Raw genomic sequence first — 19,201 nt, 5'->3', positions numbered from 1 at the left:
TCTCCTATTTATCTTGTAGTCGGTCTAGGACTACTTGGTAAGTTTCAACTAAATTGCCTTCGTGCTTTCTGAAAACATCTTTATCCATTGAATGATGACTAGACTTATCCCAAATTCGGCAATTATCAGGGGAAAATTCATCGACGAGAATTATTTCACCTTGATAAAGTCCAAATTCCAGTTTGAAATCGACTAATTCAAAACCAGCACCATCGAAGAATGGAATCAACAATTGATTGATTTTTAAGGCTTGTTCTTTGATGTAATCCAATTGATTTTGATCAGCAATCTTCAAAGCTTTGATCTGAGATTCATTGATGAATGGATCATCCAGTGCATCGCTCTTGTAATAAAATTCAATGATTGGTTCGTTCAAATGTTGACCAGCTTCAACTTGAAACTTCTTTACTAACGAACCTGAAGTAATATTTCTTAAAACAACTTCCAAAGGAAAGACAGTTGTCTTCTTAACTAACTGTTCATGATCAGAGAGATTCTTTACCAAATGGGTCTTGATGCCATTTTCGATCAGATAATTGAAAACTAGCTGGGAAATTTGGCAATCGAGTACGCCTTTTCCGGGAAGAATTTCCTTTTTCTTACCATTGAGTGCGGTCGCTTGATCTTTATAAACGATCAATACCTCATCTTCTTGTTGTGCTTGATAAACATTCTTAGCTTTTCCTGTATAAAGCAACTTAGCTTCTGTCATTATTATTTACACATCCCAGATTGAATTATTTTCAATAGCAGTTTTGATCTGCTCTAGGTCATCGCTTAATATCGTGATATGACCCATTTTCCGGTTCTCTTTAATTTCATCTTTGCCATAGTCATGAAAATGCCATTCTGGGTGTTTAACTAGTTCATTCTTCGCCTTAGTTAAATGTTGACCCAAGAGATTGACCATGGCTGCTGGCTTCAGCAATTCGACTTTCGGCATAGCTAAATTGCAGACTCCCCGAATATGTGCATCAAATTGTGAAATATTGCATGATTCGATGGTTAAATGCCCTGAGTTATGAGGTCTAGGGGCAATCTCATTAACAAAAACCTCATCTTGATCCGAAATGAAAAACTCGATACACATCGTGCCAACTAATTCCAATCCCTTGGCTAAAGTTTCACCGACTTGATAAATGTGTTGAGCAGATTTCTCACTGATGGCAGCGGGACAAGTACTTAAGTGTAAAATATTATGTCGATGAATATTCTCGATGATGGGAAAAATAGCTGTCTCTTGTCGGCTGTTAGCGGAAACGACTACCGAAACTTCTTTTTTTAGGTTGATTTTTTTCTCCAACATACAAGGACCAGTAGCTAATAATTCTTCGATCTGGGCGTAATCAACATTCTGGGCATCGTCAATCAACAATTGGCCTTTGCCATCATAGCCGCCACGAATGGTTTTTAAAATAACGGGCGTACCTAATTTTTCAATTCCACGGTGATATTCGAAAATATTTTCGATCACGACATGCGGTACAACTTTAAAACCGCTATTTTCAATAAAATCTTTTTCTGAAACTCGATTTTGCGTCACGCTCAATGCCTTGATACCTTGCGGTACTTGGGTGTACTTCTTGACTTCATTAATAGCTGTCGCATCGACGTTTTCAAACTCATACGTCAAAACGTCGCACTTCTTAGCTAACTCGACCAATTTTTCTAAATCATCATATTCAGCTACGATTTGTTCATCTGACACTTGTGCGGCTGAACAATTGGGCTGCGGGTCCAAGATAATGACCTTATAGCCCATTTCTTTGGCTGAAAAAGACATCATTTGACCTAATTGTCCACCACCGATAATTCCAATCGTGGAACCTGGTAAAATTGCTTTATCCAAGATTATTCCCACTTTCTACTGACTTATCATGCATGGCTTTGACGTATGCGGATAAGTTTTTTTGATATGTTTGATTATTTAAAGCACAAATCTTAGTTGCTAAAATTGCGGCATTTTTGGCTCCGGCTTCACCAATCGAAACTGTTGCAACGGGAACGCCAGCAGGCATTTGAACAATCGACAATAAAGAATCGATTCCTTTTAGATACTTAGATGGCACGGGAACACCGATCACTGGCAAGCTTGTTGAAGAAGCTATCATTCCTGGCAAGTGGGCAGCACCACCAGCTCCAGCTATGATTACTTGAAAATGTTTATCAGCCTGATTGGCAAAATCTAACATCTCATGCGGCATCCTGTGTGCCGAAATAACTTTTGTTTCAAAACTAACACCCAACTCATTCAAAACATCAATCGTGTTCTGCATGACTTTCAGGTCAGAAATTGATCCCATAACTATTGCTACATCGTGCATTTCTTTTTCCACCTTTCTGCTCTGGTAACCAAATTCTATCAAGGAATCATTTTTCTTTCAATGCTAAAAACGCATTTTATTCTTATTTTTTTAATTATTGTTCGTATTTTACGTTTTCATACAGTTTTTTATATATTTAAAAATTAAATAGTTCGTATTTTAAAGACATGTTTATTTTTTGGCAAAAAAAATAAGCGATATGCATATTAAAATATACATATCGCTCAAATGATCTGACTATTTATTATTCTTTTGTGAATTCTTCATAGTATTCATTAATTGATTAAGCTTCTTTTGTGAAGGCTTTTGGCCCATTTGAGCCATCATTTGTCTGATCATATCTGCACTGATTGGCGGATTGTCTTGGAAGTATTTCTTCATGTACCATCTAGCGATGAAGAAACCGCCGACTAGACCGACTAGTAAAGCTATCACGCCAACGACTATTGTTGTACCCATTTATGTTCTCACCCTTTCCATACACTTATTAATATTACAAAAAAAGTTAACTAATTGAAAGCCTAATCGTCACGCAATCCTTTTTTTCGTTGAATTTCGCGAACTTTTTCTGGAGTGACTTCTTTTCCGTCTTTATCGTAAACTTGCAGCATTTCGATTTGTGACTTGAAAGCAGCCCGAAAGTTCTTCAAATATTCCTTTCGCAATTGGGCTTGTTGGTCCTCTTCTTCTTTGGTAATCGTACCGTTTTTGGCCTTGTGGGCTAATTCATTGATCTTTTTAAGTAATTCGTCTTGTTCTTTCATTTTTCATTACTCCCCAATACAATCGAACACTTGTTTGAACTTGTATTCAAATTTTGATACAATCTATTTAAGATATTAACAATGAGGTGTTCTAATGTCAAAAGCTGAAGGCTCTAAACAGTCACAAATTTTACAATGCATTTATGATTATTTAGATGAACATGGATATCCGCCCACTGTCAGAGAAATCTGCGAAGCTGTAGATTTGTCATCAACATCAACGGTCCATGGTCATCTCTCACGTCTTGAGAAAAAAGGTTACATCCAACGTGACCCTACCAAACCTCGCGCTATTGAATTAACTGGCGCAGGTTTGAACTCGATTGGCGTCAAATCAAAACAGATTCCGATCTTGGGTGCCGTTGCTGCTGGTCAACCAATTACCGCAGAACGTAACCCTGATGGATACTTCCCTATCCCACCAGACTTAAATCGTGATTCTGGCGAATTGTTCATGCTAGAGATCCACGGAGAAAGTATGATCAACGCTGGTATCTATGATGGCGATCATGTAATCGTCCACGAACAAAGTTCAGCTAACAATGGTGAGATCATCATTGCCATGACGGAAGACATCGAAGCTACATGTAAGAGATTCTACCAAGAGAATGGTCACTATCGCTTACAACCGGAAAATGACACAATGGACCCAATTATTCTAGATTCAGTCGAAATTCTTGGTAAAGTTGTGGGCTTATATCGTTCACAAATCTTCTAATCCAAATAGAGAATTGATATTCCCAATTCCTAACTAAAGAAATTCCAGTTGTTAACTAACTAGTTAACTGACTGGGATTTTTTTAATCAAGATTCAAATTCACTGACTTCAAAGCTTCCTCCACCACAAACATGACGCTTTCACTCTGTTGTAGGCGTTGTCTTACTTGAAGAAAATCTTGCTCACGGATGATTTTTTCAAAAGCAACGAATTCTTGATACATTCGATGAGGATAAACTTTATTATCGACATGTTCAACTAATTGTTTTTGATTGTCGTAAATATCAAATGACTCTAATCGATTAGTGGGACCGTTGACAATAATCGACCCTAGACTTCCTTGAAGGCTAGTTTGACGCTTAGGGACGACAGAATCTTTCGCACCAATAGCAACTGCCTTACAATTGTCGTAGTCCATCAAAAGAATCCCAGAAGTATCAACACCTCGAGCAATATTGGGCAGATATTTGACTTGTTTAGGACGCCCTAATAAACCGACAATGAAATGGATATTATAGATATTTAAGTCTAACAGTGCGCCGCCACCTTTTTTAGCATCAAACGCCGGTAAGATCTGTCCCGCTAAAAAATCGTCGTAACGAGTGGAATACTGCGAATAATTGCTTTCAATCAATTTCATATCACCGATCTGTGGTAATTTCTGCTTTAAATCAAGATAATTTTGCAAATATTGATTGGTGATCGCCTCTAACAAAAATAACTGCTTATCTTGGGCGATTTGCTTGAGAATTTCAAACTCTGACAATTTTACCGTAAAGGGCTTTTCAACGATGACATTCTTGCCATGTTCCAAAGCTTTTTTAGCAAAACTGAAGTGTAAAAAATTCGGTACCGCAATATAGACTGTATCGAACCCTCCATCTGCTAAAGCTGTATCAAAATCGGTGTAAATTGCGCCAATGTGATATTTAAGCTTCAATTGATGCAACACGTCCAAACTTCTTTGCGTCCCTATCAATGCAGTTAATTCGGTATCAGGCAAGTCCTTAGTGATGGTCAAAAAATCATGCACGATGTTCCCTGACCCAATAATTGCTAATTTCATTCGTAGAGTGCTCCTCGTTGTTTTAATTTTTAATCCATTAAAACACCTTCAGAAATCTTTTAGGGGCAAATATACTAAATGGTAATTGAAATTAAAAAAATTCCTAAGAAAAAACCGTCTTCTCAAATTTGAGAAAACGGTTTTTAAAGCTCAAGTATTAATTAGATGTCACGACGACGTTCTTTAATACGAGCAGCCTTACCTGTACGAGCACGTAAGTAGTAAAGCTTGCTACGACGTACACGACCATGTCTGATAACTTCAATTTGTTCTACACGAGGTGTGTTTAGCGGGAATGTTCTTTCAACACCAACACCGTTACTCATCTTACGAACAGTATAAGTAGCACTGATACCAGTACCATGCTTCTTAATAACGACACCTTCGAATAATTGGATACGTTCGCGGCTACCTTCAACAACCTTAGCATGGACACGAACAGTGTCACCACTACGGAAGTCAGGAATGTCAGAACGTAATTGTTCTTTTGTAATATCTTGAATCAATTTATTCATAAATAATTTCTCCCTACCGACACTCTTATATATCCATTGATACACAGCGGAATATCGTTAATATGTGTGTTCAAACACTCTTAATATGATACTTTATTTAAAGCTACTTGTAAACTAGTTATTTTGACGAATTTTACGCAACAGCTGTTGTTCTTCTTCAGTCAGCTGCGCATGTTCTAATAAATCAGGCCGACGTTCTAACGTCTTCTTCAAGGCTTTCGTTAGCCGCCAGAGACGAATTTTTTCATGATCCCCACTGGTTAACACTTCGGGAACCTTTTTGCCCCTAAAGTCTGCTGGACGTGAATATTGCGGATATTCCAAAAGATTATTAGAAAACGATTCTTCTTCCGCTGAAAATGAATTGCCTAATACGCCCGGCACAAAACGTAAAGTGGCATCGATCATGCTCATTGTGGGTAATTCGCCACCAGTCAAAATATAGTCGCCAATCGAAACTTCATCAGTAACTAAATCCTTGACCCGCTCATCAAAACCTTCATAATGACCACAGATAAAAACTAATTGCTCTTCTTTAGCAAAGTCTTGAGCCATCTTCGTGTTAAAAGTCTTTCCTGCTGGATCTAACAAGATGACGCGTTTCTTACCTGGTTTTTTCTTTTCGACGTAATCCATGGCATCATAGATCGGCTGGGCCTGCAACAACATCCCTGCCCCGCCACCATAAGGTGCATCGTCAACATGATTTTGTTTATTCGTAGTAAAGTCACGAAAATCGACCACGTCAATATTAACTAATTCTTTAGCTTGAGCTTTGCCGATCAACGATTCATCTAAAGCTTGAAACATTTTTGGAAAAATACTTAAAATTGTAATATCCATTAGTCTATCAACCCATCTGGTATTTCCACTTTGACAATGCCTGCATCAAGATCAACATCTTTGATTACATCATCAATGTATGGCAATAAAATCTCTTTATATTTAGGCCCTTTAACTACCCAAACATCATTTGAACCTAGCTCGATAATTTCAGTAATCTTACCGACTTCACCTAAATCTTTGTCAATCACCGTCAAACCAATGATTTGCTTGTAAAGAAATTCGCCTTCATTGAGAGTAGGAACCTCTTCACCGTCCGCAAATAACTCTGATTTAACATATTTTTCAACATCATTAATATTATCGTAGCCCTTCAATTTGACTAAGATAAAACTCTTATGAGGTCGCGATGACTCGACAGTAAATTCCAAAGTTTGACCCTGACTCTTCAAATAAAGTTTTGCACCGGCTTTGAAACGGTCTTCTGGGAAATCGGTAATAGGAATAACTCGCAACTCGCCTTTGATACCATGGGTATTGACGATCGTACCAACTCGATATAATTCTTCAGCCATTTTTCCTCCGTGTATTAAAATAGGACCATGACAATGTCTGGTCCCATCAAAAATTACTATTTTGTGAATTTGCTTTCGTGGAACTTTTGCATAATTCCGTGTTGTTTCAACAAGTGACGAACAGTATCTGAAGGTTGTGCACCTTTGTTTAACCATTCAACGATCTTGTCGTCATCTAACTTAATTTCTTCTGGTTGTGAGATTGGGTTGTAGTAACCAACTTGTTCGATAAAGCGGCCATCACGTGGTGAACGTGAATCTGCAACTACTAATCTATAAAATGGGCGTAATTTTGAACCCATGCGTTTCATTCTGATCTTAACTGACATATGTTTGTTTCCTCCTAAATACTTAACTTTGTTAGTATACACAAAAAAATAAGAGCTGTAAAGTTTTTTTCTTTACAGTTCTTATTTTTTTAAACAACGTAGTTCTTAGCAACCCATTCGTTCGTTGCAACTCGACAGTAATCTACGCCAGCATAATTCTTCACTTGGTCTGTGTACCAGGGAGTATTATTAGCCAAACCACGGTTTTCAATGACTCTGGTCTTGCCATTTGCATCAAAAGCTACTAGCGGAACGAAATTACCATTCTTGTTATCAACGGTAATGACACCACGAGCTGAAACGCCAGCATTATTAGTGGTGTTACCGTAAACTGAATGATAAGCTTGCAAATTATTGTAATACAGACTGATCAAATCATTGAATTGATTCATGTCGTAACCAAAGCGTACAAAGTATTCATCTGGGTCAACATGATTAGTTTGATGCCACATCTGGGCAGTTTGTTTGTGCGACAAAACCGTCTTACCAGGAATATCAGCTAGATGATACTGAATCAATTTTGAGGCAATGTAGTAAGCATCGTTAGCAACTGATCTAGCAAAGGCATCTTTTGAAGAAGAATGACACAATTCAACTTGAATAAATTTCGAATTAGCAATTGGTCCGGCTCCCCAAACCATATAGTCTGTGTTGTGGATCTGGATAATATTGCCGGCATCGACAAAAGCGTGAACATAAGCTTGATATTGTTGCCAATGATTATTGAAAGATTGTTCTTCAGCATGGGCTGAGTCTCCATCGACAGCAGTATCATGCACCACTACCCCTTCGGGCTTACCGACACCATTTTCATAACCATACCAATTATTAAAGGTTCCTTCACGATAGGTCACCGAAACTGGCTCGATTTTATTGCTGACAATATAATCATTGATTGCAGAAGCCGAAACTTCTTGACCTGTAAAGATTAAACTAATCATCCCTAAACAAAAAAGCATTATTCCAAAAATAATTGATTTTTTTTGCATTATTTAAGTCCCCTATTTCCTATAACTTACATTTTATAGTATAACGCAATAATTCCCGATTATCGTTTCAATTCCGTTACATAATTTTTATCCCTCAAGAATGATGAATTTCATTGAAAAACAAACATTTCTCCATACAAAAAGTCCAGTGAAGAACCCTCGATAAGTGGTAACTTCACTGGACTATTGAGTTAAAAAAGTAATTATGATTTAAAACGTTTGATTTTCTTGAGACGTTTTTTCTTATTCTTCTTATTGCGACGAACCATTGATTTCATAGCCATCTTACCTAGACGACCTTGAACACCATTGCCCATCAATTGTTCCATTCCCGCCATATTACCTTTACTCATCTTATTCATCATATCACGGGATTGTTTGAACTGTTTGATCATTCGGTTGACGTTTTGAACGCTTTGTCCAGAACCAGCCGCAATCCGACGACGCCGAGAAGGATTCAACAGATCAGGATCTTCTCGTTCAGCCGGCGTCATAGAATAAACGATTGCCTTCAAATGAGCAATATCTTTTTCACTAATATTGATATTAGCTAATTGTGGATTATTGGCCATGCCTGGAATCATCTTCATAATTTCATCCAAAGGACCCATCTTTTGTACTTGATCCATTTGGTCGATAAAATCATTGAAGTCAAAACTATTTTCACGAATTTTTTCAGCTACTTCTTGGGCTTGTTTTTCATCGTAATCAGTCTGTGCTTTTTCGATCAGAGTTAACATATCACCCATTCCGAGGATACGGTTAGCCATTCGGTCTGGATGGAAGACATCTAACTGATCGAGTTTTTCACCTTGACCGATAAACTTGATAGGTTTACCAGTAACATCACGAATTGAAAGGGCAGCACCACCACGGGTATCACCATCCAACTTAGTCAAAACAACACCGGTAATATCTAGTTGTTCGTCAAATCCATGAGCAACTTTAGCTGCAACTTGACCCGTCATTGAGTCAGCGACAAAGAGGATTTCATCAGGATGGGCTAATTCCTTGATCCTTTGCAACTCGTCCATCAACTGCTCGTCAATTTCTAATCGTCCAGCGGTATCAATAATGACATAATCATTTTTATTCTCTTCAGCAACTTTTAGACCATTTTTAACAATATCAACTGGATCATGATCTGTTCCTTCATCATAAACTGGTACGTCAAGCTGTTGTCCAATCGTCTTCAATTGTTCAATCGCAGCAGGACGATAAACGTCTCCAGCAATGAAGAGTGGACGTGCCTTTTCAGTATTCTTGAGTCGGTTAGCTAATTTTCCGGCTGTCGTAGTTTTACCAGCACCTTGCAAACCAACCATCATAATAATCGTTGGAATATGCTTGGACTTATTCAATGGAACTGCTTCTTGTCCCATGATCTTAGTTAATTCTTCATCAACGATTTTGACAACTTGTTGCGAAGGCGTCAAACTTTCCATTACTTCAGCGCCTAATGCACGTTCTCTCACCGACTTGACGAATTTCTTAACTACGTCGAAGTTAACATCCGCTTCTAGTAAGGCCATTCTTACTTCACGCATTACTTTACGAATATCTTCATCGGAAAGTTTACCCTTACCTCTCAGTGAAGAGAAAACTTTGTTTAAACGTTCGCTTAATCCTTCAAAAGCCATACTCTACTCCTACATTTCATTTATTTTAGAAATTCTTCTTACTAATCCTAATAATTCCTTATCATTGGCATACTTTTTCTGAACTAACTGATCGAGCTGTTCGGAAATGTCATCGATTTCTTTGGTCTTCTCAATCAAGCCAAGTTCTTTCTCAAATGATTCTAACAAATTGACTGAACGATGCAAGTTATCTAAAACCGCTTGGCGAGAAACTTGTAGTTGCTCGGCAATTTCACTCAAAGAAAAATCTTCGACATAGTACAAATCTAAATAGCGACTCTGCTTTTTAGTCAACAACGAATGATAAAAATTATAGAGCAAGTTTACTCGGGTCGTTTCATCGATATCCATCTTTATTTATTGGATTCTCCTACGATCAATTCCTTGAAGAGCCCATAGACAAACTTCTCTGGATCAAAGTCCCGTAAGTCATCCATTTGTTCACCTAGACCAACCAATTTGACCGGAATATGTAATTCATTACGGATAGCCAAGACGACCCCACCTTGCGAGCTACCATCAAGTTTTGTCAAAACAATTCCAGAGACATCGGTTGTTTCATTAAATTGTTTAGCTTGACTCAAGGCATTTTGACCAGTCGAACCGTCGAGTACTAACAATACTTCTTGCGGTGCATCTGGCAATTCACGGGTAATAACACGTTTAATCTTTTCCAACTCCCGCATCAAACCTTCTTTATTTTGCAAACGACCAGCAGTATCAACTAGTAAGATATCGAAGTCTTCATTGATGGCTCTTTGAACAGCATCATAAACTACCGAAGCTGGATCGGTATGAGCTTTACTAGCTTGAACAGCCACACCATCACGTTTACCCCACTCTTGCAGTTGTTCGATGGCGCCCGCTCTAAAGGTATCGCCAGCGGCTAATAGGACCTTTTTACCAGCTTGTTCATAACGATGAGCTAGTTTACCGATAGTTGTAGTCTTACCAGCACCATTGACACCGACAAAGAGAAAAATTGTTGGCGTGTTGTCGCTACTGAATTTCAAGGCATTATCTTCGTCTTTACCTTCTTCACCGTACATATCAACTAACTTCTGGACAATAACTTTTGAAACATCAGATTTCTTCTTGGCATTCTCTAACTTAACTTCCTCACGCAATTCGTCAGAAATTCTAAGAGCTGTTTCGTAACCAACATCAGACTCAATCAACAATTCTTCCAAATCATCAAAGAAATCCTCATCGACACTTCTAAAATTAGCCAAAAAATGATTTAAACGTGAACTGAAAGAATTACGACTTTTTTTGAGGCCTTCGTCGTATTCTTTCACATCATCTTTGGGTTCATCAGTTTCAACTTCTTCTGAAACCTCTGGTGCTTCTTCATTTGCTGGCTGAGAAGCCTCTGCAGTAGCATCAGGTTCAATCGTTTTTGTCTCAGTTGTTTGACTCTTTTGTACTTCAGGTTCGGCAGATTTTTCAGTAGTTGCCGTATTTGAGGGTGCAACGGTTTCTTTATCATCAGTCGCTTTTTCTTCATGAGCCAAGTCTTTTGCTGGTTCTGTTGTATCCGTCTCAACGGCTGATTCTTCTGTAGTATCAGCTACTGATTGATTACTATCAGTAACTTCTGGTTCAGCTTGTTGGTCAGTTTCTTCAGTTGGCTCTGAAGTTTCGGTTGATGTTTGAGCTTCAGTTGACTTCTCTTCAACAGCCTCTTGGTCTGATTCCGTAGCTTCTTTTTGTCCTTCTTCAGGAGTTGTTTTCTTTGGTTCCTCTTTTGAATCATCATTACCTGAGAAAGCTTTTTTAATACGGTCAAATAATCCCATAAGTTAACTCCTATTCTTTGACTTCAACTGATAGCATCCGAGATACCCCAGACTCTTCCATCGTCACACCATACAAGCGATTGACATTCATCATCGTTCCCTTACGGTGCGTGATAACGATAAATTCAGTATTGTCATCATATTCATTTAAGTAATTTGCAAAACGATAAACATTTGCGTCATCAAGTGAAGCTTCGACCTCATCAAGAATACAGAATGGTACAGGTTTTACTTTGATTATTGCAAATAACAAGGTGATGGCGGTTAAGGCTTTTTCGCCACCTGATAATAAGCTCAAGTGCTGGAATTTCTTCCCTGGTGGCTGGGCGATAATTTCAATCCCTGTTTCCAAAAGATTATCTGGTTCCGTCAAGACTAACTTAGCTCGACCACCAGCAAACATTTCTGGAAAAATCTCTTCAAAGGCTGCTGCAACCTCATCAAAAGTTTTCTTGAAACGAGTTGTAACTTCTTTGTCCATCTCCGTCATCGTATCAAGTAACTGAGTTCGTGCTTGAAGCAGGTCATTTTGTTGTTGCGTGAGAAATTCATAACGATCTTTGACCTTATCGTACTCTTCAATTGCTGACAAGTTGACCGTACCCAATTCTTCAATACCCATTTTTAGCAAACGAGCTTCCTTTTGAAGTTCGTCAGGATCGTAGTCTGCTTGTTTCAGAGCTAACAATGAAGCTTCATATGTCAATTGATAATCTTTCGAGAGAATATCCAAACGGCTATCAATCTGGTTGGACAGCTTAGTATTTTTGATGGCCAAAGTTTCTTGCTCATCTGAGGCACTCTTTTGTAGGTCAAAATTCCGTTGGGCTTTGGAATTTAATTCAGTAGCCAAACTCTGTTGTTGCTCACGCTCAGCTTTCAAGTCGGAAACTTGTTTTTGCAAACTGGTAATATCTTGTTGCAATTGAACGATTTTTTGCTTAACTTCCGAACTGTTCAAGTCTAATTGACTCTTCTCGGAATCAAGCGTCTGCAATTGTTCTTTGATGTTTTCAATTTGCTTAGTTTCTGAATCCACTAAAGCTTTTAGGTCCTGATTTTGACTAGCTTGATTGGCATGATTACTCTTAACCACAGCCAATTGCGTCTGCAAGTCCTGCTCACGCTTAGTAATTGATTGCAATTCGGCATCAAAATCGGTTAAAAGTTTTTGCTTTTGATCAATTTGAGCCTGCGTCTGCTCAATACTTTGACTAATTTTCTCGGCCGCAGCTTTTTGAGCAGTTAAATTAGTTTGAAGTTCCTTTTGCTCAGTTTGGTTCTTAGATAAATTATACTTGATAACATCTAAGCGTTCACTGAAATGCTTGGCTTCATTTTGAGAAGTCGAGATTTGGTTCTCCAATTGACTCTTAGCTTGATTGAATTGGGAAAGCTTCTCATCGACAACTTTCTTTTCAGCATTTACTTTGGTCAATTGATTACGTAGATCCTGAACCGTCGTTTGTTTTTGATCCAGCAACAATTCTTGCTTCGACAATTCACTACTCAAAGTTTGCAATTCATCTTTTCTGGTCAACAAACTAGAGTTGACTCGACGTTGCTGACCACCAGTCAAAGAACCACCCGCATTAACCACGTTACCATCTAAAGTAACTACTCGGTATTTGCGATTAACGGCTGCTGATATTTGCGTTGCCACATTGATATCTTTAGCAATCAACAGATTTCCTAAGATATTCTTGACGATACTTTCAACTTTAGAATCATATTGGACTAAATCACTAGCGACTCCAACAAAACCGACGATTGCTTGCGCTTTGTTCAAATCATTAGCATAAATATTCCGTGGCTGAATAACGCTCAAAGGTAAGAAAGTTGCTCGACCGCCCCGGCTTTGACGCAAATAACCAATAGCTTGTTTAGCGGACGTTTCATCTTCAGTAACAATCGACTGCAATTGGTTGCTGACAACCGTCTCAATAGCTAATTGATATTCTTTAGGGACTGTAATCAATTCTGCTACGGCACCAATGATTCCTGAAATCTGCTGCTTATTATTCAAAACATTCTTAGCACCTTCAAAAAATCCAGCATGCTCTTGTTCCATATTTTCCAAAACACGTTTGCGAGCCTTAATTTCTTGTAAGCTCTCTAGCACTTTTAGGTAATTATTATTCTCTTTTTTACCATTTTCTGTAATTTGATCGACCAGTTGTGTCAATTCTTGACTACGGTGAATCAGAGATTGATTGTCATCGACCAGCTTTTTGATCTGTTGCTCAATGGAATCATTGTCTTGATTAGAATCATTCAAATTTGCCGTAACTTGTGTCAATTGGGATTGTTGTTCCTTGATCGTATTATCAATTCGCTCCAATTGGCGTTGTGAAAACTTCTGCTCATTATTGTTAGAAACCTGATCTTGCAAGTAATTAACATAATCATTTCGTAAATCATTAATATTTTGTTGTAAATCGGCTGGTGTTTTCTGTTTTAATTGCTGAATCTCATTTAGTTGATCTTCATATTGCTTGATCTGTTGCTTACATTCGTCCAACTTTTGATTCGATTCCACTAGTTTTGAACGATTTTTAGTTTGACTCGCTTGCAGATTTTCTAATTGCAAATTGAGCGACTGTTTGTTTGACGTATTGAAGCCGTTACGTTCATCAGCCACTGCCACTTTACCGTTATAAATTTCCAAAGTCTTTGTCGACTCAGTTAACTTAGTTTGTGTATCATCGATCTGACTCGTTAATTCGTGAACTTTTTGATTATTAGCTTCAACTTGTTGATTAGCTTGTTTAACTTGTTGAGAAATATTTTGTAAGCTAAGTTTAACTTCCCGCAAATTTTTCTCGATTTGATGCTTTTGCGCCGATAAATTCTTGATCTCTATCGTCAAGATTTTTTGGTAAATACTGTCATACTGGGCTTTTTGTGCTTTATAGTCCCGGGCAATACTGGCTTGCTTTTTCAGTGGCTCAACTTGTTTAGATAGTTCAGAGACAATATCTGACACCCGATGCAAATTGTCAGTCGTTTCAGTCATTTTCGTCTCAGCTTGTTGCTTCTTTTGCTTAAATAAAGCTACCCCGGCTGATTCTTCGATGATGCTGCGACGTTCGACTGGTTTACTATTGAAAATTTCCTCAACTCGTCCTTGGGAAATAATCGAGAATGATTGCTTGCCCATTCCTGAATCCATAAATAGTTCAGTAATGTCTCGCAACCGGCATTGCTTATTATTGATTAAAAATTCAGTATCACCATTGCGAAATAAACGTCGACAAATAATGATGTCATCTTGCGACGATTTTAGTTCGTGATTATGATTATCAAACTCTAAGACTACTTCAGCCCGATTCATCTGTGCACGCGTGGCACTACCAGCAAAAATCACATCGACCATCTTGTCTCCGCGTAAACTCTTGGCTGATTGTTCACCCATTACCCAACGAATGGCTTCTGTAATATTCGATTTTCCACTCCCGTTGGGTCCAACAATTCCAGTAATTCCACTGGTGAAATCAATTTTTGTTTTATCAGCAAAAGATTTAAACCCATTGATCGTTAATGATTTTAATGGCATAAACTCAAAACTCCTATAATTCTTCTAACGCTCTCTTAGCTGCCATTTGTTCAGCATGCTTCTTACTGTATCCCAAACCTTTGGACAGAATTTTACCGTCGGCGATCAATTCTACCTTAAACTTCTTATCATGGTCGGGACCTTCTTCATCGATCACTTTGTAATCAATCTCAACTTCACCAGACTCTTGTAACTTTTCTTGTAAGTGAGTCTTAAAATCAGTATCTTCTGAAAATTCACCAGAATCAATATGTGGATAAACGATCTTCTTTAAAAAGTCATTGACCACTTGATTGCCTTGATCGAGGTATAGTGCACCATTAAAGGCTTCAAAGATATCTTCTAACAGCGTATGTCTTTGACGGGCACCTTGCTTTTCTTCACCTTTACCGATCAACAAATACTTGTCGATTTGAATTTCCTTGGCAAAACGAGCAAAACTATCAGTCCGAACAATATCAGACCTTAAGCGTGTCAATTTACCTTCAGGTAAATTAGGATATTTTTCAAAGAGGTAACGAGAAATATTGATTTCTAGGACTGCATCGCCTAAAAACTCCAAACGTTCATAGTCCCCAATTCCCAGCTCTTTATGTTCATTATCAAAAGAAGAATGAGTCATTGCTCGTTCAACTAAATGTTTGTCGTTAAATTTAATTCCATAACTTTTATCTAGAAATTCTAAGAATTTTGGATCTAACATAGCTAATCCCCTTTCCAATAATACTAATTATACTAAACTTTTATGTTAAAAATTGGCTGGATAAAAAAAAAAGACCTGGTGGCCTTATTTTTGATGTGATGAAATATAATTTACCGCTTCACCAACAGTTGTGATTTTTTCTGCATCGTCATCTGGAATCTCTGAACCAAATTCATCTTCAAGTTCTAGGACAAATTCAACAAGGTCAATCGAGTCTGCGTCTAGATCCTTTGTAAAGGATGTTTCTTTAGTAATAGTAGATGCATCAACCTCAAATTTATCAGCAATCAATGCGACGATTTTTTCAAAAACTTCTTGTTCTGTCATGGAGTTCTCCTTATTCTTCACTCATTTTCTCAAAATACTTGTTGGCTTTATTAATTGTATCGTTAGATAACATATCATAAATTTGTTTAACGGTATAATAGACCGTCTTACTATCAGCGGCACCATGGGCTTTGATCACTGGTGACTTCAAGCCCAATAAAACAGCTCCGCCAGCTTGAGAAGTGTCAAACATTTTTCTAAGACCCTTCAAAGATGGCGCAACGATAGCTGCACCCATTTTAGTAAAGATACCGTTATTTAGCAAGGCATCTTTTAGTTGATGTAACAAAATTGTGGCCGTACCTTCAGTCGCCTTCAAAGCCGCATTACCAGTGAAACCATCAGTGACGATCACATCAGCCACACCAGCTAAAATATCGCCAGATTCCACGTTCCCGATAAAGTTGATCCCCTCAGTTTTTTTCAACAACTGATAAGCCTCTTTGTGCAAAGTGTCACCTTTATCGTATTCAGAGCCATTATTCAAAAGTGCCACACGCGGTTCAGCAATTTTTTTCACATCATGAGTATAGATCGATCCCATAACAGCCCATTGTTGTAAGTAACTAGCTTTAGCTTCGGCATTAGCACCAACATCTAACATATTGACGCCTAAAGTTGAATTAGTTACTGGCAAGGTAGGCATTAAAGCTGGACGTGAAACTTGCTTGATCCGACCTACGATAAAAATTCCCGCTGCTAACAAAGCTCCAGTATTGCCTAATGAGAACAGAGCGTCATTTTCACCATCTTTAACTGATTTGGCAGCCAAAACCATCGAAGCTTTCTTCTTAGAGCGAATCGCCTTAACTGGTTCATCCGTTCCTAGAATCTGTTCATCAGTGTTAACGATCGTAATACGCTCGTCATTTTTGAGAAACTTACGGATACTATCTTCTTTTCCATACAAGACGAATTCTAGATCCTTCCACTCATCACGAGCTTGTTCGATCCCTTCGACGATAACTTGAGGTGCATTGTCGCCACCCATAGCATCTACAGCAATTTTCATTTCGTTCCCTCACTAATCAAAATTATTTAATTGTTCATATTCATTATCAATAAACTTCTTTAGATTCAAAGTTTCTTGACTATTGATCAACTGCTCATCTTCAAATAGATGACTGGCTTCTTCTTGAGCAATCTCTAGAATATTAAAATCATTGATAGGATTACCGACCTTAAATTCAGGCAAGCCTGATTGTCGATTTCCTAACAAGTCTCCGGCACCACGCATTTTCAGATCTTCTTCCGCCAGAACAAAGCCATCATTAGTTGAAGTCAAAATCTTCATTCTTTCGGCAGCCGATTCATTCTTGGGATCTGCAATTAAAATACAATAAGATTGTTTATCTCCACGTCCCACACGACCACGTAACTGATGCAATTGTGACAGCCCAAAACGGTTGGCATCGTATATTACCATTACTGTGGCATTAGGTACATCAACTCCAACCTCAATCACAGTAGTTGAAACTAAGACATCGATCTTTTTATTCGAAAAGTCATTCATTACCGATTCTTTTTGATCATTTGGCATTTGTCCATGCAGAATCCCAATCTGATACTTCTGACCAAATAACTCATTGAATTTATCATAAATCAATTCAGCATTTTTTAAATCCATCGACTCTGATTCGGAAATTAATGGCGTGACGACATAGACCTGTGCGCCAGTGGCCAATTCTTTTTGCACGAATTGATACATCTGTTCGATTTTTTGACTCCGAATCCAGTAGGTCTCGATTTTTTTACGTCCCGCAGGCAATTGGTCAATTCTCGAAACATCCATATCCCCATACGTAGTAATAGCCAAAGTTCTGGGAATTGGCGTGGCTGTCATTGCTAAAACATCAGGATTTTGCCCCTTTTGGCGCAACGCCTTTCTTTGGTTGACTCCGAACCGATGCTGCTCATCAATCACGATCAAGCCCAAATTTTTAAAGTTTACACTCTCCTGGATCAAGGCATGCGTACCTACTATTACATTGGTCTTGCCTTTTTTAATATCATCCGCAATAAAATCATGTTCTTTTTTGGTCAAAGAACCTGTTAACAATGCTGTTTTAATTTTCAATGGCACCAATAACCGACTAATTTTATCAAAATGTTGTTGAGCCAAGATTTCTGTTGGTGCCATTATAGCGGTCTGATAACCTGCTGTGACAGCGGCCAACATGGCAATTACTGACACAATAGTTTTACCAGAACCCACATCACCTTGCAACAATCGGTTCATATGATGGCTGGAAGACATATCTTCCAAAATTTCTTTGACCACTCGGTTTTGAGCTTTAGTCAATTCAAACGGCAAATTAGAAATGAACTGATCAATGAATTTTTGATCGTATTGTTCGCTGATTCCCACATTTGTCTGATCGTCGTGACGCTTAATACTCTGTAAACCGCATTGAAACAAGAAGAACTCGCGAAATTTTGCACTGCGTCTCGCCTGGTCACTTTGTTCTTGAGATTGGGGAAAATGCATTCCTGCAACGATTTTTTCATCATCCAAAAGCTTATATTTGGTTCGCAAATATAGCGGAATAATCGTTTCGATTTGATCATGATATTGCTCAAAAGCAACCTTAATCAAATTAATCAGCGTTTTCTGATGAATGTGTTTATTGGCTGAATAAACTGAGTCCACAGAATTATCGTTCACGCCGATTACCTTCATCCCCGTCAAAGAACGCCGATTCTCGTTCCATTTTCCATAAACCGCCACATCTTGTCCAGTCTCAAACTTATCCTTCAACCAAGGCTGATTGAAAAAAGTCACCATGATCGACTCACTATCGACTAAGATCCTAACATTCAAACGATTCTTCTTATAGCCAAATCGGGCGACTACTGGCTCACTAGCGACAACACCTTTTAAGAGGATTTTTTCTTGATCAAGCGCCTCATCAATTGACTTAGCTTGCATATCTTCATAGCGAAAAGGAAAGTAAAACAGCAAGTCATAAACATTATTAATATTTAATGACTGTAACGCTTGTAATTTTTTGGGCCCAACACCTGGCAACTGTGCCAAAGAAACTTTCCGTAGATCCATCAAAAATCACTCTCCTTTTTCTAAAAAATATCTGAAAAGTTAAAGAGGCCATGAC

The 19,201-nt window shown here is 38.2% G+C and carries 20 protein-coding genes; 1 reads left to right on the top strand and 19 read right to left on the bottom strand.

Annotation, left to right across the window (positions count from 1 at the left end):
* Nucleotides 1–4 precede the first annotated feature (4 nt).
* The 5 genes from purC to ACG72T_RS02155 all read right to left on the bottom strand — a co-directional run bounded on the left by purC (nt 5) and on the right by ACG72T_RS02155 (nt 3,088).
* Nucleotides 5–712 (bottom strand): phosphoribosylaminoimidazolesuccinocarboxamide synthase, encoded by a 708-nt coding sequence (gene purC, locus ACG72T_RS02175; protein WP_395264338.1) that lies wholly within the window; start codon nt 710–712, stop codon nt 5–7.
* Between the two features lie 6 nt (nt 713–718).
* The gene (purK, locus tag ACG72T_RS02170) at nt 719–1,849 is read right to left on the bottom strand and encodes a 5-(carboxyamino)imidazole ribonucleotide synthase (protein WP_395264337.1); all 1,131 of its coding nucleotides are present in this window, start codon (nt 1,847–1,849) and stop codon (nt 719–721) included.
* Nucleotides 1,842–2,324: a 5-(carboxyamino)imidazole ribonucleotide mutase gene (gene purE / locus ACG72T_RS02165; RefSeq protein ID WP_395264336.1), complete on the bottom strand. Its 483-nt coding sequence runs from the start codon at nt 2,322–2,324 to the stop codon at nt 1,842–1,844. Before purE ends, purK begins: the two co-directional genes overlap by 8 nt.
* A 237-nt stretch (nt 2,325–2,561) precedes the next feature.
* Entirely contained in the window at nt 2,562–2,783 is a 222-nt protein-coding gene (locus ACG72T_RS02160) for a YneF family protein (RefSeq protein WP_395264335.1), read from the bottom strand.
* A 62-nt stretch (nt 2,784–2,845) separates the two neighbouring features.
* Nucleotides 2,846–3,088 (bottom strand): DUF896 domain-containing protein, encoded by a 243-nt coding sequence (locus ACG72T_RS02155; RefSeq protein WP_395264334.1) that lies wholly within the window; start codon nt 3,086–3,088, stop codon nt 2,846–2,848.
* A 94-nt stretch (nt 3,089–3,182) separates the two neighbouring features.
* On the opposite strand from ACG72T_RS02155, the gene lexA reads away from it, so the two are divergent.
* Nucleotides 3,183–3,806, top strand: a complete 624-nt coding sequence (gene lexA / locus ACG72T_RS02150) for a transcriptional repressor LexA (RefSeq protein WP_395264333.1) — start codon at nt 3,183–3,185, stop codon at nt 3,804–3,806.
* Nucleotides 3,807–3,888: 82 nt separating this feature from the next.
* On the opposite strand, the gene ACG72T_RS02145 is transcribed toward lexA, so the two are convergent.
* The 14 genes from ACG72T_RS02145 to recG all read right to left on the bottom strand — a co-directional run bounded on the left by ACG72T_RS02145 (nt 3,889) and on the right by recG (nt 19,146).
* Entirely contained in the window at nt 3,889–4,872 is a 984-nt protein-coding gene (locus ACG72T_RS02145; RefSeq protein ID WP_395264332.1) for a Gfo/Idh/MocA family protein, read from the bottom strand.
* Nucleotides 4,873–5,033: 161 nt separating this feature from the next.
* The gene (rplS, locus tag ACG72T_RS02140; protein WP_395264331.1) at nt 5,034–5,387 is read right to left on the bottom strand and encodes a 50S ribosomal protein L19; all 354 of its coding nucleotides are present in this window, start codon (nt 5,385–5,387) and stop codon (nt 5,034–5,036) included.
* 114 nt (nt 5,388–5,501) lie between these two features.
* Nucleotides 5,502–6,230, bottom strand: coding sequence for a tRNA (guanosine(37)-N1)-methyltransferase TrmD (trmD, locus tag ACG72T_RS02135; protein ID WP_395264330.1), 729 nt, complete (start codon nt 6,228–6,230; stop codon nt 5,502–5,504).
* Nucleotides 6,230–6,745 carry a ribosome maturation factor RimM gene (gene rimM / locus ACG72T_RS02130; protein WP_395264328.1) on the bottom strand — a complete coding sequence of 172 codons (516 nt, stop codon included), beginning with the start codon at nt 6,743–6,745 and terminating at the stop codon, nt 6,230–6,232. Before rimM ends, trmD begins: the two co-directional genes overlap by 1 nt.
* A gap of 56 nt (nt 6,746–6,801) precedes the next feature.
* Nucleotides 6,802–7,074, bottom strand: a complete 273-nt coding sequence (gene rpsP / locus ACG72T_RS02125; protein WP_010019451.1) for a 30S ribosomal protein S16 — start codon at nt 7,072–7,074, stop codon at nt 6,802–6,804.
* 89 nt (nt 7,075–7,163) lie between these two features.
* Nucleotides 7,164–8,063, bottom strand: a complete 900-nt coding sequence (locus ACG72T_RS02120; protein ID WP_395264326.1) for an N-acetylmuramoyl-L-alanine amidase family protein — start codon at nt 8,061–8,063, stop codon at nt 7,164–7,166.
* A gap of 203 nt (nt 8,064–8,266) precedes the next feature.
* Nucleotides 8,267–9,703: a signal recognition particle protein gene (ffh, locus tag ACG72T_RS02115; RefSeq protein WP_395264325.1), complete on the bottom strand. Its 1,437-nt coding sequence runs from the start codon at nt 9,701–9,703 to the stop codon at nt 8,267–8,269.
* A 9-nt stretch (nt 9,704–9,712) separates the two neighbouring features.
* Nucleotides 9,713–10,054 (bottom strand): YlxM family DNA-binding protein, encoded by a 342-nt coding sequence (gene ylxM / locus ACG72T_RS02110; protein WP_395264324.1) that lies wholly within the window; start codon nt 10,052–10,054, stop codon nt 9,713–9,715.
* 2 nt (nt 10,055–10,056) lie between these two features.
* A complete protein-coding gene (gene ftsY, locus ACG72T_RS02105) occupies nt 10,057–11,502 on the bottom strand; it encodes a signal recognition particle-docking protein FtsY (RefSeq protein WP_395264322.1) in 1,446 nt (481 codons plus the stop codon).
* 10 nt (nt 11,503–11,512) lie between these two features.
* Entirely contained in the window at nt 11,513–15,058 is a 3,546-nt protein-coding gene (gene smc / locus ACG72T_RS02100) for a chromosome segregation protein SMC (protein WP_395264320.1), read from the bottom strand.
* Nucleotides 15,059–15,071: 13 nt separating this feature from the next.
* Nucleotides 15,072–15,761 carry a ribonuclease III gene (gene rnc / locus ACG72T_RS02095; RefSeq protein ID WP_395264319.1) on the bottom strand — a complete coding sequence of 230 codons (690 nt, stop codon included), beginning with the start codon at nt 15,759–15,761 and terminating at the stop codon, nt 15,072–15,074.
* 84 nt (nt 15,762–15,845) lie between these two features.
* Nucleotides 15,846–16,088 carry an acyl carrier protein gene (gene acpP, locus ACG72T_RS02090; RefSeq protein ID WP_395264317.1) on the bottom strand — a complete coding sequence of 81 codons (243 nt, stop codon included), beginning with the start codon at nt 16,086–16,088 and terminating at the stop codon, nt 15,846–15,848.
* 10 nt (nt 16,089–16,098) lie between these two features.
* Nucleotides 16,099–17,100, bottom strand: a complete 1,002-nt coding sequence (gene plsX, locus ACG72T_RS02085) for a phosphate acyltransferase PlsX (RefSeq protein WP_395264316.1) — start codon at nt 17,098–17,100, stop codon at nt 16,099–16,101.
* Between the two features lie 12 nt (nt 17,101–17,112).
* A complete protein-coding gene (gene recG, locus ACG72T_RS02080; protein ID WP_395264315.1) occupies nt 17,113–19,146 on the bottom strand; it encodes an ATP-dependent DNA helicase RecG in 2,034 nt (677 codons plus the stop codon).
* Nucleotides 19,147–19,201 lie beyond the last annotated feature (55 nt).

The sequence above is a fragment of the Companilactobacillus sp. FL22-1 genome (genome assembly GCF_043951805.1).
Taxonomy (GTDB): Bacteria; Bacillota; Bacilli; order Lactobacillales; family Lactobacillaceae; genus Companilactobacillus.
Note: the sequence above shows the minus strand (reverse complement) of the source record. Positions and strands in the feature narration are given on the sequence as shown.

Bases quoted from the DNA above. Each gene is read 5' to 3' on its own strand.
- purE (WP_395264336.1), bottom strand. From the start codon at position 2,324: ATGCACGATGTAGCAATAGTTATGGGATCAATTTCTGACCTGAAAGTC.
- ACG72T_RS02155 (WP_395264334.1), bottom strand. From the start codon at position 3,088: ATGAAAGAACAAGACGAATTACTTAAAAAGATCAATGAATTAGCCCAC.
- rpsP (WP_010019451.1), bottom strand. From the start codon at position 7,074: ATGTCAGTTAAGATCAGAATGAAACGCATGGGTTCAAAATTACGCCCA.
- ffh (WP_395264325.1), bottom strand. From the start codon at position 9,703: ATGGCTTTTGAAGGATTAAGCGAACGTTTAAACAAAGTTTTCTCTTCA.
- smc (WP_395264320.1), bottom strand. From the start codon at position 15,058: ATGCCATTAAAATCATTAACGATCAATGGGTTTAAATCTTTTGCTGAT.
- ftsY (WP_395264322.1), bottom strand. From the start codon at position 11,502: ATGGGATTATTTGACCGTATTAAAAAAGCTTTCTCAGGTAATGATGAT.
- lexA (WP_395264333.1), top strand. From the start codon at position 3,183: ATGTCAAAAGCTGAAGGCTCTAAACAGTCACAAATTTTACAATGCATT.
- rnc (WP_395264319.1), bottom strand. From the start codon at position 15,761: ATGTTAGATCCAAAATTCTTAGAATTTCTAGATAAAAGTTATGGAATT.
- ACG72T_RS02160 (WP_395264335.1), bottom strand. From the start codon at position 2,783: ATGGGTACAACAATAGTCGTTGGCGTGATAGCTTTACTAGTCGGTCTA.
- rplS (WP_395264331.1), bottom strand. From the start codon at position 5,387: ATGAATAAATTGATTCAAGATATTACAAAAGAACAATTACGTTCTGAC.
- ACG72T_RS02120 (WP_395264326.1), bottom strand. From the start codon at position 8,063: ATGCAAAAAAAATCAATTATTTTTGGAATAATGCTTTTTTGTTTAGGG.
- rimM (WP_395264328.1), bottom strand. From the start codon at position 6,745: ATGGCTGAAGAATTATATCGAGTTGGTACGATCGTCAATACCCATGGT.
- recG (WP_395264315.1), bottom strand. From the start codon at position 19,146: ATGGATCTACGGAAAGTTTCTTTGGCACAGTTGCCAGGTGTTGGGCCC.
- acpP (WP_395264317.1), bottom strand. From the start codon at position 16,088: ATGACAGAACAAGAAGTTTTTGAAAAAATCGTCGCATTGATTGCTGAT.
- trmD (WP_395264330.1), bottom strand. From the start codon at position 6,230: ATGGATATTACAATTTTAAGTATTTTTCCAAAAATGTTTCAAGCTTTA.
- ylxM (WP_395264324.1), bottom strand. From the start codon at position 10,054: ATGGATATCGATGAAACGACCCGAGTAAACTTGCTCTATAATTTTTAT.
- purC (WP_395264338.1), bottom strand. From the start codon at position 712: ATGACAGAAGCTAAGTTGCTTTATACAGGAAAAGCTAAGAATGTTTAT.
- plsX (WP_395264316.1), bottom strand. From the start codon at position 17,100: ATGAAAATTGCTGTAGATGCTATGGGTGGCGACAATGCACCTCAAGTT.
- ACG72T_RS02145 (WP_395264332.1), bottom strand. From the start codon at position 4,872: ATGAAATTAGCAATTATTGGGTCAGGGAACATCGTGCATGATTTTTTG.